This is a genomic window from Pseudoalteromonas sp. 1CM17D (assembly GCF_023161805.1).
GTDB lineage: Bacteria > Pseudomonadota > Gammaproteobacteria > Enterobacterales > Alteromonadaceae > Pseudoalteromonas > Pseudoalteromonas atlantica.
In genome coordinates, this window is record NZ_JALNTP010000002.1 from 39,809 (window position 1) to 53,140 (window position 13,332).

General features: G+C 41.4%; 10 protein-coding genes. 5 read left to right on the forward strand and 5 right to left on the reverse strand.

From position 1 onward, the window contains the following. Positions 1–13: 13 nt before the first annotated feature. Positions 14–259, forward strand: coding sequence for a DUF1289 domain-containing protein (locus tag MSC25_RS03845; RefSeq protein ID WP_004586824.1), 246 nt, complete (start codon positions 14–16; stop codon positions 257–259). A 15-nt stretch (positions 260–274) separates the two neighbouring features. On the opposite strand, the gene MSC25_RS03850 is transcribed toward MSC25_RS03845, so the two are convergent. Further along, positions 275–973 (reverse strand): transporter substrate-binding domain-containing protein, encoded by a 699-nt coding sequence (locus tag MSC25_RS03850; protein WP_024031530.1) that lies wholly within the window; start codon positions 971–973, stop codon positions 275–277. A gap of 156 nt (positions 974–1,129) precedes the next feature. On the opposite strand from MSC25_RS03850, the gene MSC25_RS03855 reads away from it, so the two are divergent. From MSC25_RS03855 to MSC25_RS03865, 3 genes are read left to right on the forward strand one after another with little or no spacing between them, the layout of a single operon-like run. Continuing rightward, entirely contained in the window at positions 1,130–1,333 is a 204-nt protein-coding gene (locus MSC25_RS03855) for a DUF3283 family protein (protein ID WP_004586826.1), read from the forward strand. Positions 1,334–1,336: 3 nt separating this feature from the next. Further along, positions 1,337–1,738, forward strand: coding sequence for a GNAT family N-acetyltransferase (locus MSC25_RS03860; RefSeq protein WP_004586827.1), 402 nt, complete (start codon positions 1,337–1,339; stop codon positions 1,736–1,738). Between the two features lie 20 nt (positions 1,739–1,758). After that, a complete protein-coding gene (locus tag MSC25_RS03865; protein ID WP_248442673.1) occupies positions 1,759–6,264 on the forward strand; it encodes an EAL domain-containing protein in 4,506 nt (1,501 codons plus the stop codon). A gap of 8 nt (positions 6,265–6,272) precedes the next feature. Here MSC25_RS03865 and MSC25_RS03870 read toward each other — a convergent pair whose 3' ends face one another. Both MSC25_RS03870 and MSC25_RS03875 read right to left on the reverse strand, forming a co-directional pair. Next, positions 6,273–7,220 carry an ion transporter gene (locus MSC25_RS03870; RefSeq protein WP_248442676.1) on the reverse strand — a complete coding sequence of 316 codons (948 nt, stop codon included), beginning with the start codon at positions 7,218–7,220 and terminating at the stop codon, positions 6,273–6,275. Further along, on the reverse strand, positions 7,217–9,889 hold the full coding sequence (locus MSC25_RS03875; protein ID WP_138577998.1) for a bifunctional acetate--CoA ligase family protein/GNAT family N-acetyltransferase: 2,673 nt from the start codon (positions 9,887–9,889) through the stop codon (positions 7,217–7,219). The genes MSC25_RS03870 and MSC25_RS03875 overlap by 4 nt, the downstream gene beginning before the upstream one ends. 114 nt (positions 9,890–10,003) lie before the next feature. On the opposite strand from MSC25_RS03875, the gene MSC25_RS03880 reads away from it, so the two are divergent. Then, on the forward strand, positions 10,004–10,720 hold the full coding sequence (locus MSC25_RS03880) for an SIMPL domain-containing protein (protein ID WP_004586831.1): 717 nt from the start codon (positions 10,004–10,006) through the stop codon (positions 10,718–10,720). Here MSC25_RS03880 and MSC25_RS03885 read toward each other — a convergent pair. Further along, entirely contained in the window at positions 10,717–11,385 is a 669-nt protein-coding gene (locus MSC25_RS03885; RefSeq protein ID WP_004586832.1) for a hypothetical protein, read from the reverse strand. The two genes, MSC25_RS03880 and MSC25_RS03885, sit on opposite strands and share 4 nt — an antisense overlap. A gap of 83 nt (positions 11,386–11,468) precedes the next feature. Further along, on the reverse strand, positions 11,469–13,301 hold the full coding sequence (locus MSC25_RS03890) for a DUF885 domain-containing protein (RefSeq protein ID WP_248442678.1): 1,833 nt from the start codon (positions 13,299–13,301) through the stop codon (positions 11,469–11,471). Positions 13,302–13,332: the final 31 nt, after the last annotated feature.

Sequence of the window (13,332 nt, forward strand, 5' to 3'; positions counted from 1 at the left end):
CTTAGGGGGCGCAATGCAACAAATTGAAATATTTGATATTCCAAGCCCCTGTAAAAGTATCTGCCAAGTAAACAACCGAGGTTATTGCAAAGGCTGCTACCGAAGCCGGGATGAGCGCTTTAATTGGAATGCGTTAAGCAATGCGCAAAAAAAGAAAGTACTTAGCTTGTGCCAGCAACGTTACAAACGGTATTTACAAAAGCGCCAAGCTGCGCAATCACAAGCCACTTTAGATAAGCAACAAGGCTTTGAATTTTAAACCTTGTTGTACATGCTAGAGTTTTAAATTGTATTTTGCGCGCAATGCGCGGCTAGTGCCGTTATCGTGTAGTTTATTTAAAGCATTCAATAATTTACTTACCAAAGCCGCGTGCTTTTTATGTACATAGTGATAGAGCGAAAATGTACTTAGCAGCTGGGTTTGCATACAGGTCTCTGGTAGGGAAAAGTTATCGGCTTTAAGCACAAAGTCGAGCATAATTGCCCCATCAACTTTATGCTGGGCTAGTAGGTTAAGTTGGGTCGTAATATTTTTTACTTCAATAATATTGCCGTTAAACTTATGCTCATTTAAGTAATGGTGCTGAACTGGATAGCCTGATAAAACCGCAATACTATCGAGCTTATCGAGTGTATTGGGTTGGCAGTTTTTAAACAGTAAAAGCTTATAGTCAAACAGTGGGTAGTTAATTCTGATCAGGTTTTTATTGTCCGCCTCTATACTTATATCGCGGCCAAGCTGGCCATCTAACACCCCATTATTGGCTGCTAATAAGGCATTTTGGCGATTAAAATCAATTATGTGTACTTCATAATTAAGTTCTTTATAGGCTAATGTGAGTAAAGCGAGCGCATAGCTTGCTTGAGCTGAGTCGGCCGGGCGGTTAAATATAACGCTATTGTGATTGGCGAGTGTAATTTTACTAAAAAATAAAACGACTAATAAAAACAAAGCATTGAGCTGTATCTGCAAGGTTACTTCCGTTTAAAATAAGGAGAGGGCAAATGATCGCAGCGAATAATACCAAAATAGTTTGGTTTTTGCCCATGTTTGTTGCTTTTTAAACAGTAAATGGGTTCAAATATACGTATAATAAATGCGGATAACTAACCGTACTTAGGAGTGGTTGTGAGTTTTAATTTATGTGCTTTACCCCGAGAGCAAAAATACCAGATTCAATTAGATTACGAAGCCTCATTTTGGGCTTATCAAATTAAACGTAATAAAAAAACACGTGAGCAAGTTTATAATACGATTCATAGCCGCCCAGTGGCAGAGCAAACGTTTTTAAAGCAACAGTTTGAGCAGTATTTGGCGTTAATGCTAAGCTAATATATGTATACAGTACAAAAGTTAGACACACTTAAGATTCCATTAGTTAATAAGTTTTATGCACTGTATAGCGTAAGAGGACGTGCTAATAAGCAAGATCAGGTTTGGGTTGTTTACAGTGAAATGCAGATAGTTGCGGCGTGTCGGATACAAAATAAACACGACTTTTTATTTTTATCGACCGTATTTGTTGCCCCGCAGCACCGTGCAAAAGGGCTGGCAAAGCAACTTGTATGCGCCGCTATAAAACAGCAAAGTATGCCGCTTTACACCTTTGCTTATAAAAATATTACAGCTTTATATACGAGTCTTGGTTTTAACCAAGTATTAACATATACTCCTGGTTTAAAAGCACTTTTTGATATTTATACGCATCGAAATATAGTCGCACTCGAATACCTATAACAAAAACAACGGATCAAGCCATGAGTAAAGGCGTTCATTGGATCATTAGTTGCTGTATAGCTTTAATCGCTATATTTAGTTGCCAAGTTGGCGCACAGGTTAAACGTTTATCCCCCAGTGAAGGCCTGTCGCAAAGCTATGTGAACACTATGCTGCTTGATGATAACGGTTACTTATGGCTCTCTACCGAAGGGGGGTTAAACCGCTATGATGGTTACCAAGTTGTTTCAATTAATGGCCCTAATGGCGAGCTTGAAGAAGCCATAATTGATTGTATTTACCAAGACCCCGCAGGCAATATTTGGATAGCCTCATTACTTGCCGGCTTATTTAAATACGACCCAAGTACCGACACCTACCAGCAATTTATTTCTCAACCTACCAGCGAAAAACAAATTTTAAGCCAGTCGGTATTTAGTATGGCTGCGGTTGATGACAAAACCTTATGGATTGGGCGTGGTCGCGACTTTGCTAAATTAGATATTGAAACAGGTAAAATAACCAGCCTATTTGAGCTGCCTAAAGAATACGAAAACACCTTAGTCAGAGAGCTTTTTCATTACAATGGGTATATTTTTATAGGCACAAGCCATGGGGCGTTTGTATTTGATATCGCCTCTGAGCAAATTAGGCCGCTGCAGCATTTAAAAAGCAAAGCCGAGCATATTTATCAAAACAACGTTAAATCGTTTTCGGTTATTGAAAATAATCAGTTGTTAGTAGGCACCGTTAAAGGCTTGTATCAAGTTGATATTAGCGACTTGCCAGGCATGTTTGAACGCCCCGACATAGCATTTAAAAACCAAGCCGTTATTGCCGATTTAAATGTATGGCGCATCATCAACGAAGGCGAAAAGCTAGATCTGGCGACTAATAAAGGGCTCTTTAAATTTGATTTAAATAGCAAAGAGTTGGTAAAAAATACACGTATTACACAAAGTAAATACAGCCTATCTGATACCAGTATGATAGACATGGTAAAAGATAAATCGGGAGGGTATTGGCTCGCTACTAAAACCGATGGTGCATTTTATCTGTCTAATAATACCTATCACTTTAGCAATATAGATGGTAGTAAACTGGGTGGCGATGGCCTTTCACATCCTTCGGTTTGGGGCATTACGGAGTATGGCAACAGCCTATGGCTGGCAACGCATAATGGCTTAACCGAAATTGATTTAGCCACTAACACCAGCCAAGTTTACTTAAAAAACCACAAAGTAGACTTACTGACTACCGAATTTAGCGTGTATGAAATTATTCCTTATAAGCAAAAGCTTTGGTTACATACAAACCGTGGGCTGTTTGAGTTTGACCCCATAACGCATCAAATTAACGAGCCAACAATAACAAACCCCAACAATAGAGCCTACATAGAAGGCTGGGTACACGGCGTAACCTTAATGCCTAACGGTGATTTGTACTATGTGCACTCAGATCACGGTATGTTTGTATATAATATTGATACTCAGCAGATCACCCGATTAGAAGGGGCCTTTAGCAAAATAGAGCCGTTTTTGGCGCATGGTTTTTCGCCAGCGCTGGCAACCAAGCCTGATATGCCCCTGTTTTTTAATGCGGGTATTTTATATCAGGTAAACCCAACCACATTAGCATTAAACACCATTTATAAAGTGCCAAAACAGCACGATAACGTGGCTATTAATGTGCTTTCTTACGTGGTCGATAACAACAATATTTTATGGATTTCACTATCTAATTTTGGCCTGATTGGGCTTGATGCAGCCAGTTACAAATTGGTACACACGATTGACTTAGAAAAAAATAAGTTAGGTACCTTACTTTATGACATGGTGCTTGATGATAATGGCATGATTTGGATGAGTAGCCATAAAGGCATATGGCGACTAAACCCAGAAACACTTCATTTTCAGCAGTTTACTACATCTGAGGGGCTGCTTTCTGCTGAGTTTAACAGCAGTGCCATGGCGCATTTAAGCGATGGGCGCATTGCCTATGGCAGCTTAAAGGGCATTACATATTTTCATCCGATGGAAAATCAAAATTACCACTCATTAATTGATCATGTAAATATAACGCGAGTTGATTTAATGTCGCGCGACTTATCTATCGATTTAAAACAGCCATTAAATGAAATAGTCCTTAACCATGATGATATCGGTTTAGAGGTGGCGTTTTCGGCGATGGCGTTTAGCTATCAAGAGCGCATAATTTATGAGTATCAGCTCGATAACGGCCAAAAAACCTACACCCGTAATAATAATCGGGTGTTATTCCCTAAATTAAATCCAGGTAATTACCAGCTCAAAGTATGGGCTAAAGATCCGTTAACCGGTGAGTACACGCCGCCTGCAGTGCTAAAAATTCGTGTTAAGTATCCTCTGTGGCGAGCGCCATATTTTATGGTGCTTTATGGCGTTTTGTTTATCGCATTTATTGCTTTTTGGGTAATGCGCCGCAACAAAATTCAGCGCATATTACTGGCCGCTAATAAAGAAAGTAAAGAAAGTGAAGCGCGATTAAAACTAGCCTTAGAGGGTAGTGAGTCTGGCATGTGGGATTGGCAGTCTACATCGAGTAGTATTTACCAGCCGCGCTTATGTAATGAACTTGGGTATGATCAAGAAAGCGTGAGCTTGGATGATTACCTAGCTAAAATTCACCCGCAAGATAAAGCGCTTTTCAGATTAGAATGGTTAGAATTTTTATCAACCGATAAAGGCTACTTTAATTGCACTTATCGTTTACGCCACGCTAAAGGCTATTGGCGTTGGTATAAAGACTTTGGCAAAGTGGTGGAATGGAGCGGACAACTTCCTAAAAAAGTAGCGGGTACTTACACCAATATGACCCGCGAAATGGTGTTTGAAGAGCATGCCCGTTTATTTACCGCTGCGTTTGAGCAAACCCGCGATTGGGTATTTATTCTTGATAAAAACTTTACGGTTCGCGCCTCTAACAAATCGTTGCAAACGGCCTTTAACTTTCCTAGTGAGCCACGCTCTAGCCGTGCCCTTAATTTAGGCATATCGCGAAGTAATCGCTTTGACTACTTACGGATAATGCAAAAGCTAAATGTGGGTGAGCATTTTTCCTGTGAAGACTTAGTCACCCTTGCCAGTGGTGAGCAGCGCCATGTGTTAGTAAAAATAAGTGCAGTGGCCGACACTGAACACCGTTTAAGCAGCTACGTTATTATTTTAACCGACATTCATGCGCAAAAATTGGCTGAAAATGAGCTTCATATTTTAGCCAACTATGACTCATTAACCGGTTTGCCTAACCGCATGCTTTTTAACGACAGGGTTGAGCATGCGATTGAGCAAGCGCAAAATCATCAATGTAAAGTAGCTATGCTGCACATAAACATTAAGCGGTTTAAATACTTTAACGACTCATTTGGACGTGAAGCGGCTGATGAGCTAATAAAGCAAGTGGCTAAGCGCATTAAGCGCTCTTTGCGTCCTTCTGCAAGTGTTGCGCGCTTTGGTGGCGATGAATTTGTGGTGCTGGTGGAAGATGTGCAGCAAATTGAAGAAGTATTGCTTATTTGCACTAAATTAATAGATTCTGTAAGCCAAAATATGGAATTTAATGGCCAGGTGGTAAACGTTAATTTAAGTATTGGTGTAGCAATAGCGCCTGATGACGCCGCAGATCATGCTGCGCTGTTAAAAGCTGCCAGTATAGCTTTGTACCATGCAAAAGAGTCGCTCGAAAGCAGTTATAAGTTTTACAAGCAGGAGATGAACCAGCATGTACAAAAAGCCCTGCATTTAGAGTCTTTGCTAACTAAAGCGTACCAAGAGCAAGAGTTTTGCAATTACTACCAGCCTATAGTGAATGCGCACACTCAAAAAACCGAAGGTTTTGAAGTGTTGTTACGCTGGCCAGAAAACACTTTAGTGCCCACGCAAGAGTTTTCTTTAGCGGCTGAGAGCATAGGGTTAATAACAAAAATTATGCTGCAAACCTTTGCCCGTGCGTTGCAAGCCCTTAAACAATGGCGTGAGATTTCACCTCAGCTGTATTTGTCGATAAACCTCTCTGCACTTGATTTTGAATACGAAGAGCTTGTAACCGACATTCATAAAGCGCTGAGCCACGCTAATGTGCCCTCAGAAGCCATAGTGTTTGAAATTACCGAGTCTATTTTAATGCGCGACTCTAAACATGCGCTGCACAGTATGGAAATGCTGAAAAAGCTTGGCTGTAAGCTCTACATGGATGACTTTGGAACAGGCTATGCCTCATTAACGTATTTAAAGCGTTTTCCTATCGATGTACTAAAAATAGATAGAAGCTTTGTGCAAGATATTGGCGTGGACTCGGATGATGAAGCCATTATTCAATCAACGCTTACCTTAGCTCATAGCTTAGGTAAAGAGTGCGTGGCTGAGGGCATTGAAAACAAACAACAGCTGCAGTTTTTAAAGCAGTTAGGGTGTAAGCATTTTCAGGGCTATTTATTTAGTAAGCCAGTACCTAAAGAAGCTGTTCCCGCACTGATCAAACAAGATTGGGGCAACATATTTAACCAGTAAAAATAAGCTTATTGGCGTTTACCACAGTGGCGGCAAAATAAATGGCTGTTGCGTTGATTAAGCTGCGTTTTAATTGCTTTATTGGCCTCAAGTTTACTTAAGCCTAACTTGTAGCGCAGCTCCTCTAAGTGCAAACGCTGTGATTCATCTAAACTGCCTTGGTGAATTTGCTCATGTACGGCATCTTCAAAAAATTGCCGGCGTTTACGTATTTGCTCCGAAAAACTTGAGGCAAGCAAGCCTGTAGGAATTGCCACCATTCCCATGCTCACCAAAGTAACTACGCCACCAAAGAGTTTACCAAGTGGCGTTAGCGGTACAACATCACCATACCCAACCGTAGTGAGGGTCGCCATAGCCCACCACATAGCTGCAGGAATAGAGCCAAATTTATCTGGCTGAATATCGTGCTCCAATAAATAAATACCGCAGGAGGCAAGTATTAGCAGTACCGACATAATAAAAAACGCGGCCAGTAACGAGCTCGCTTCGTCTTTAAATGCTTGTAATAACAACTGCATTGCACGTGAATAACGAGTAAGTTTAAATACTCTTAAAAGCCTTAATACACGTAAAAAACGCAAATCCAGAGGAAACACAAACATTAGCAAGCTGGGTAAAATGGCTATTAAATCGATGAGAGCCAAAGGTGATAAAAAATAATGCAGCCGGCGTTTTGCGTTTGAACCTTTTATAGCTGCGTATTTGCTTTTATCAACACAGGCCCAAAGCCTTGCAAGGTATTCAAGGCTAAAAATAGCCACCGAAATAACCTCTAATAGTAAAAACTGCGGGTAATATACTTTGTTTATACTCGGTACTGATTCCAACACAATGGCAATAACGTTAAGCATAATTAAAGCAATCAGCGCGGTGTCGAGTATATGCCCCGCTTTTCGGTAATCGCCAGTCCCTTCAAATACCTGCGCTAACGTTTGTCTTGCTGTGCTGCTCATGTGTTTAGCTTTAACAGCATATTAATACTGCCTTCTTCAAAATCACGGCTAATTGTAAAACCTAACTTACGGGCAAGCTCAATCATGCCGGTGTTCTCAGGCAGTGTTATGCCTTCAATTACTTCTACGCCTTGGCGCTTACAATGATTTATTGCAGCGCTCATAAGCAGTCTGCCAAGACCTAAGCCTTGGTAGTCAGAGCGAACCACGGTTGCAAACTCAGCATGTAAATTATCAGGGTCCATAATAACGCGTGCTACACCTAGGGTGCGGCTTTTACCTTCAAAGCGCTGGCATACAATAAAGGCCATTTCTCGGTCGTAATCTATTTGCGTCATTTTTGCGAGCTGGTCGTGGTTAAATTGGGGCAGCTCACCAAAAAAGCGTTTGTAACGATCTTCTTTATTGAGTGATTGATCAAACTCTTGGTGGGCTTTTTCATCCTCTGGACGAATAGGCCTTAATGTAGCTCGTGTATTATTTTTAAGGGTTACTTCTTCTACAAGATCAATAGGGTAAGGGCGAATACATAAACGTTTACGATCGCTGCGTGCCTGATAGCGATTAACACTAATAGTGGCATCAAGCACCAAAAATTGCCCATTACTGGCTAAAATAGGATTAAGTTCCATGGCACTTATATCGGGCTGATCGACAACAAGTTGAGATATACGTGTGAGCAGGGCGCACAAGCGATATTTGTCGACTTTTTCTGGCAAAATGCGATCTTTTAATACGCCTTTATCGTTTGCGGCTGCAATGAGGTATTTAGCTAAGTTCATATTAAGCGGCGGCAAAGCAACGGCTGCTTGGGCATACTCTAACCCATTACCCGCTTCACCAAGTAATATAACAGGGCCAAAATTAGGCTCAGTTTTAATGGCGATTCGCAGTTCATTAGCGCCGGCGCGCGGCGCCATTTTTTGCAATGAAAACCCTTCAATAACAGCATCTGGATAGGTGTTTTTAATTCGTATCAGCATGGCAAAGGCGGTTTGTTCAACCTCGTTTGCATCGTTTAAGTTAAGAACCACGCCCCCTACTTCTGATTTTGAGGCAATACTTGGGCTAATCAACTTTAACGCTACCGGAAAACCTAGTTCAATTGCTTGCTCACGCGCCTCTGTGGGCGTGTAGGCTACTTCTGTTTGAATACACTCAACACCATAATGACTAAGAATTTGGCTTGCTTGATGAGTGGGTAAGTAGCTTTGCTCTTCTTCTAAAAATTCGTTAATGAGCGTAGTGGCCGCTGATTTATTTATTTTTGCATCATCGGTATTTGATTCGGGTGTTTGCGTTAAATGTTTTTGGTTACGACGATAGCTAACTAAATGCATAAATGCGCCAACCGCACCCTCAGGCGTACGATAGGTTGGAATAGTGTGGTTAGAGCAAACACGCCTCGCAGCATAAGCCGCATCTTCACCCATAAAGTTGGTCATTACATAAGGGCGTGCCATCTTTGGTATTTTTTGTAAGGTTTGCACTATCATATCGGCGTAGTCTTCACTTGGTGCAAGTGCCGAAGGGGTATGAATAATAAGTAAGTTTTTAACTTCTTCGGCGCGAAGTAAAATTTCTAATGCTTGCTTGTAACGCGCCGGAGCAGAGTCGCCAAAAATATCGACAGGGTTAGATGTAGTATCCGACTGCGGAATAACTTTATTGAGTGCGGATCGTGTTTGCTCACTAAGCTGGGTAAGTTTGCCCGAATTTAAAATAAGCTCATCGACCGCCATAACCCCCGGGCCGCCGCCGTTGGTTAAAATGGTTAACTGCTCAACTTTTAGTAACTTAGGGTGGATGGCAAGTGTTTGCGTGGCTGCAAAAAGTTCGCGCAGATCACTAACTCGCAGCATACCGGCGCGTTGAAAAAGCGCATCGTACACTGCATCTGAACTTTGCTTGCCACCGGTATGAATTTCAGCAGCCAGTGCGCCTGCTCCGGTTTTTCCCGTTTTAATGGCAATAACTGGCTTACTAAAAGCCGCTGCCCGTGCTGCCGATATAAACCCGCGAATATCCTCAATATTATCTATGTAGAGCAAAATCGCTTTGGTTTTAGCATCGCGGCCTAAAAAATCGAGCAGCTCGTCAAAATCGATATCTAGGCAATCACCGACCGAAACAAAATACGAAAAGCCAATTTCTTTATTTTTAGCCCAATCTAAAATAGTGGAACACACCGCTGCGGATTGCGATATAAATGCCAGTTTCCCTGGTGCTGCAACTGTGTGAGAAAAGCTGGCATTAAGGCCAATATGCGGAATGAGCAGCCCTAAACAGTTAGGCCCAAGCAAAGTAACGTGATGGGCATTTGCAGCGCGCTTTAAGGCTGTTTTTTGGCTCAATGAGAGCCCATCAGCAATCACAATTGCACTTTTACAGCCAAGTTCACCTAGCTGCTCGATAATGCTCAGTAAGGTATTTTTATTTGTACAAATAACGGCTAAGTCGGGCACTTTGGGCAGCGCGGCAATATCAGGGTAGGCAAGCACACCGTGTACCGCACTATGGGTAGGGGTTACGGGCATAATTGGCCCTTTAAACCCACCTTGCAATAAATTGCGCATAACGACAAACCCCGCGCGTGTGGGGGTATTCGAGGCGCCAATAACGGCTACCGAGGCCGGATTAAAAAATTGGCTGATGCGCTTTAAGCTCATGGCATATCCTTGGCTGATTATATTTTGCGTTATTTATAGTCTCAATGTACCCTGTTTGCTGTGTTATTTCGAGCGCATAGATACTTATTATTGATATCAATCAAGGAGTTTTTTGTGAATAAAACACCCGGTTTTTACACCGTTATAGCCGCAATTTGCCTAAGTATAGGCTTAATTTTATTAGGCTTTATTATTAAAAGTGCCGCAGTAGATGTAAAAAGCATGGAGCGTAGTGTGCAGGTTAAAGGGTTAGCAGAGCGTGAAGTTAGTGCCGATACGGTAATTTGGCCGCTACAATACAGTGATGCAGACAACGACTTAGAAAAACTGGTTAGTCGGGTTGAGCAAAAAAACGATGCTGTTATTGCATTTTTAAAGCTACATGGCTTTGATGATGACGAAATAAGTACGGGTAGCCAGTCGATAATTGATAAGCAAGCCCGTGAATACGCTAACGATAATCAAAAGTTTCGTTACTTGGTACGCGCTAATATTATTGTGTATTCGAACGCGCCCGACAAAGTACAAAATGCACTGAGTAAAGTGAGTCAATTAGCTAAACAGGGCATTGCCATTGTGCAAAATAGTTACGAAACCAAAGTTGAGTATTTATTTACCGGTCTTAACGATATAAAACCAGCCATGGTGCAAGAGGCTACAGAAAAAGCCCGTGAAGTTGCCAACAAATTTGCTAAAGATTCGAACTCAACGCTGGGTAAAATAAAATCCGCTCGCCAAGGGCAATTTAGCATTAGCAATCGCGATTCAAACACGCCACATATCAAAAAGGTGAGGGTGGTCACCAGTGTTGAATATTACTTAAGTGACTAAATTGCTCTAACTAAGTGGGCAATTTGCGCGGTTGAGCGCTGTAGGTAAGCAGCGCTAAGTAAAATGCTGGTTTCGTTTATATCAGCGCCTTTTAATATATTTGCCAGTTGCTGTTTAGCGGTTGGATTTTGTTTTTGCTCTATTTCCATAAGCGCTAATAATGCTGAAAATTCATGCTTTATTGGTGTGCTAGGTTTATCAGCATAGGCGATATAACAGGCAACAGGGGTGAGGCCACGAGCATTTGTTTGTGCAAGGGCTTTAACTAAATTATCGTTAGATTCAAATAGCATTAATGAGCGCACATAGTTAAACGCCAGCTTTTGAGCATTGGCGTGTTTAAATACATTGTGCAGCACATTATTTCCTTGGCTGTCTTGTGCTAAAAAGCCGTTATTTTCTTTTAATGCAGGTGTAAAAAACGTTAAAGCATCAGTCGTTGTTAATTGGTTTATAAAAGGTGCTGGTGGGGTGTTGGTTGTTAAAATACGTGTTGCCACATTTTGCATAAAGTCGTATTTAATACTCATCCGCAAAGCACTTTCGTAAAGGTGGTTTAGCTGTAATGTTTGCTGAGCAGGGCTTAACTGTTTAAAGTCGTTATCGAGCTCGTCTAGCTGATGCTTAGCAATGCGCGCATTAAGTAATTGTATGCTTAAATCCATTCTTAACCCTACCTCTGAGCGTTTTTATTACTATAAAACAAAAAAGGCCGCATCAGCGACCTTTTTCTATTTATAACCAAGTATTAAGCTTTTTTACTTGCTACCCACTCGTTTACAAAGTTCTCTAGTACGTTAAGTGGTACAGGGCCATTTTTAAGTATAACGTCGTGGAACTGACGAATATCAAACTTATCGCCTAGTTGCTTTTTAGCCTCTTCACGCAGCTCTAAAATTTTAAGCATACCCACTTTATAAGCTGTCGCTTGCGATGGCATTACAATGTGACGCTCAACCATTTTAACACCGTCAGATGTGGCGTTAGGCGTATTATTTACGTAGTAATCAATACCTTCTCGGCGAGTCCATTTCATTGCGTGAATACCGGTATCAACGACTAAGCGACACGCACGCCATAATTCCATAGAAAGGCGACCAAAGTCTGAGTATGGGTCTGAGTAAAGGCCCATTTCTTTAGGAATGTACTCTGAGTATAAGCCCCAACCTTCAATGTAAGCGGTGTAGCCACCAAACTTACGAAACTTAGGTACACCTTCAAGCTCTTGTGAAATAGCAATTTGCATGTGGTGACCCGGAATACCCTCATGGTACGCTAATGCTTCCATTTGGTACGTTGGCATTGCTTCCATGTCGTAAAGGTTTGCGTAGTAAATACCAGGGCGTGAGCCATCTGGCGCAGGTTGTTGGTAAAATGCTTTACCTGCTGCTTTTTCGCGGAATGCTTCAACGGCTTTAACTTTAAGATCAGCCTTTGGCTTAACAATAAATAACTCATCTAGACGAGTTTTCATGGTGTTGATTAAGCCAGTGGCTTCATCTAAATAACGCTGTTTACCTTGCTCGTCATTGGCATAATAAAATTGTTTATCCGTTTTCATAAACTGCATAAACGCTTTTAAATCACCTTTAAAGCCTACTTTGTCTTTAATTTCACGCATTTCATCATGAATACGTTTTACTTCAGCAAGGCCAATGGCATGAATTTCTTTAGCGGTTAAGTCAGTTGTTGTGGTGCGCTTAAGTGCGTTATTGTAAAACGCTTCGCCGTCAGGCAGTTTCCATGCGCCATCGCGGTTATCTGCACGTTTTTCTAACTGTGCTAAGTAATTAATTAACTTAGAGTAAGAAGGCTTAACGGCTGATTTTAATGCATCAGTTGCCTCGCTAATTAAGGCATCTTTTTCATTTTGGCTAATTTCAAGAGCGCTTACTTTACGTTTAAAGTCGGCTAATAGGGTTGAGTCTTCACCTTTATCAAACGGCGCACCATGAATGATGTTTTTGCTCGAATCTATAACATGTGGGAACACAAATTTAGGCGCGATAATGCCTTTATCAGCACGGGTTTCTAAATCAGTAATTAGCTGATCAAATACAGTAGGTACACCGTTTAAACGCGCAATATAATCTTTAGCTTCTTTAACATTACTAATTGAATGTTGGTTTATTAAAAACGCAGGCACCATAGAGTGCGTACCAAACATTTGGTTAACCGGGTAGTTATGGTAACGCCATTTAAAATCAGCAATCGAGCTTTCTAGGTCTTGTTTTTTTAAGTCATAACTTACTTTAGTGGCATCATCAAGCAGGTCGCGGTTGATAGCATTTAAAGTAACTAAGTCTTCTTTTGCTTGCGCAAGGTCTTTTAGTTTTTGCTCTTCGCTACCGTCATCCCATTTATCGTAATCTTTTTTAATACCCATGTAAGTTTGATAAACCGGGCTGTTCATTACATCGCGGTTAAAGGTATCTTCAAAAAACGCATTCGCTTTGTCGATTTCGCTTTGCACAGGTTGCGCTTGAACTGCAGGCGCCGGCGTTGTTTGTTGTGGTGCCTGCTGGCAGCCGGCTAAAATAGCAACGCTCACGGCTGCTGCAATAAAGGTAAGTTTACGCATTGTTTTCCCTTTGTTGTTAGAAACCCATTAG

Excerpts from the sequence above, each read along its gene's own strand:
- MSC25_RS03845 (WP_004586824.1), top strand. The coding sequence starts at position 14 with ATGCAACAAATTGAAATATTTGATATTCCAAGCCCCTGTAAAAGTATC.
- MSC25_RS03860 (WP_004586827.1), top strand. The coding sequence starts at position 1,337 with ATGTATACAGTACAAAAGTTAGACACACTTAAGATTCCATTAGTTAAT.
- MSC25_RS03865 (WP_248442673.1), top strand. The coding sequence starts at position 1,759 with ATGAGTAAAGGCGTTCATTGGATCATTAGTTGCTGTATAGCTTTAATC.
- MSC25_RS03870 (WP_248442676.1), bottom strand. The coding sequence starts at position 7,220 with ATGAGCAGCACAGCAAGACAAACGTTAGCGCAGGTATTTGAAGGGACT.
- MSC25_RS03875 (WP_138577998.1), bottom strand. The coding sequence starts at position 9,889 with ATGAGCTTAAAGCGCATCAGCCAATTTTTTAATCCGGCCTCGGTAGCC.
- MSC25_RS03885 (WP_004586832.1), bottom strand. The coding sequence starts at position 11,385 with ATGGATTTAAGCATACAATTACTTAATGCGCGCATTGCTAAGCATCAG.
- MSC25_RS03890 (WP_248442678.1), bottom strand. The coding sequence starts at position 13,301 with ATGCGTAAACTTACCTTTATTGCAGCAGCCGTGAGCGTTGCTATTTTA.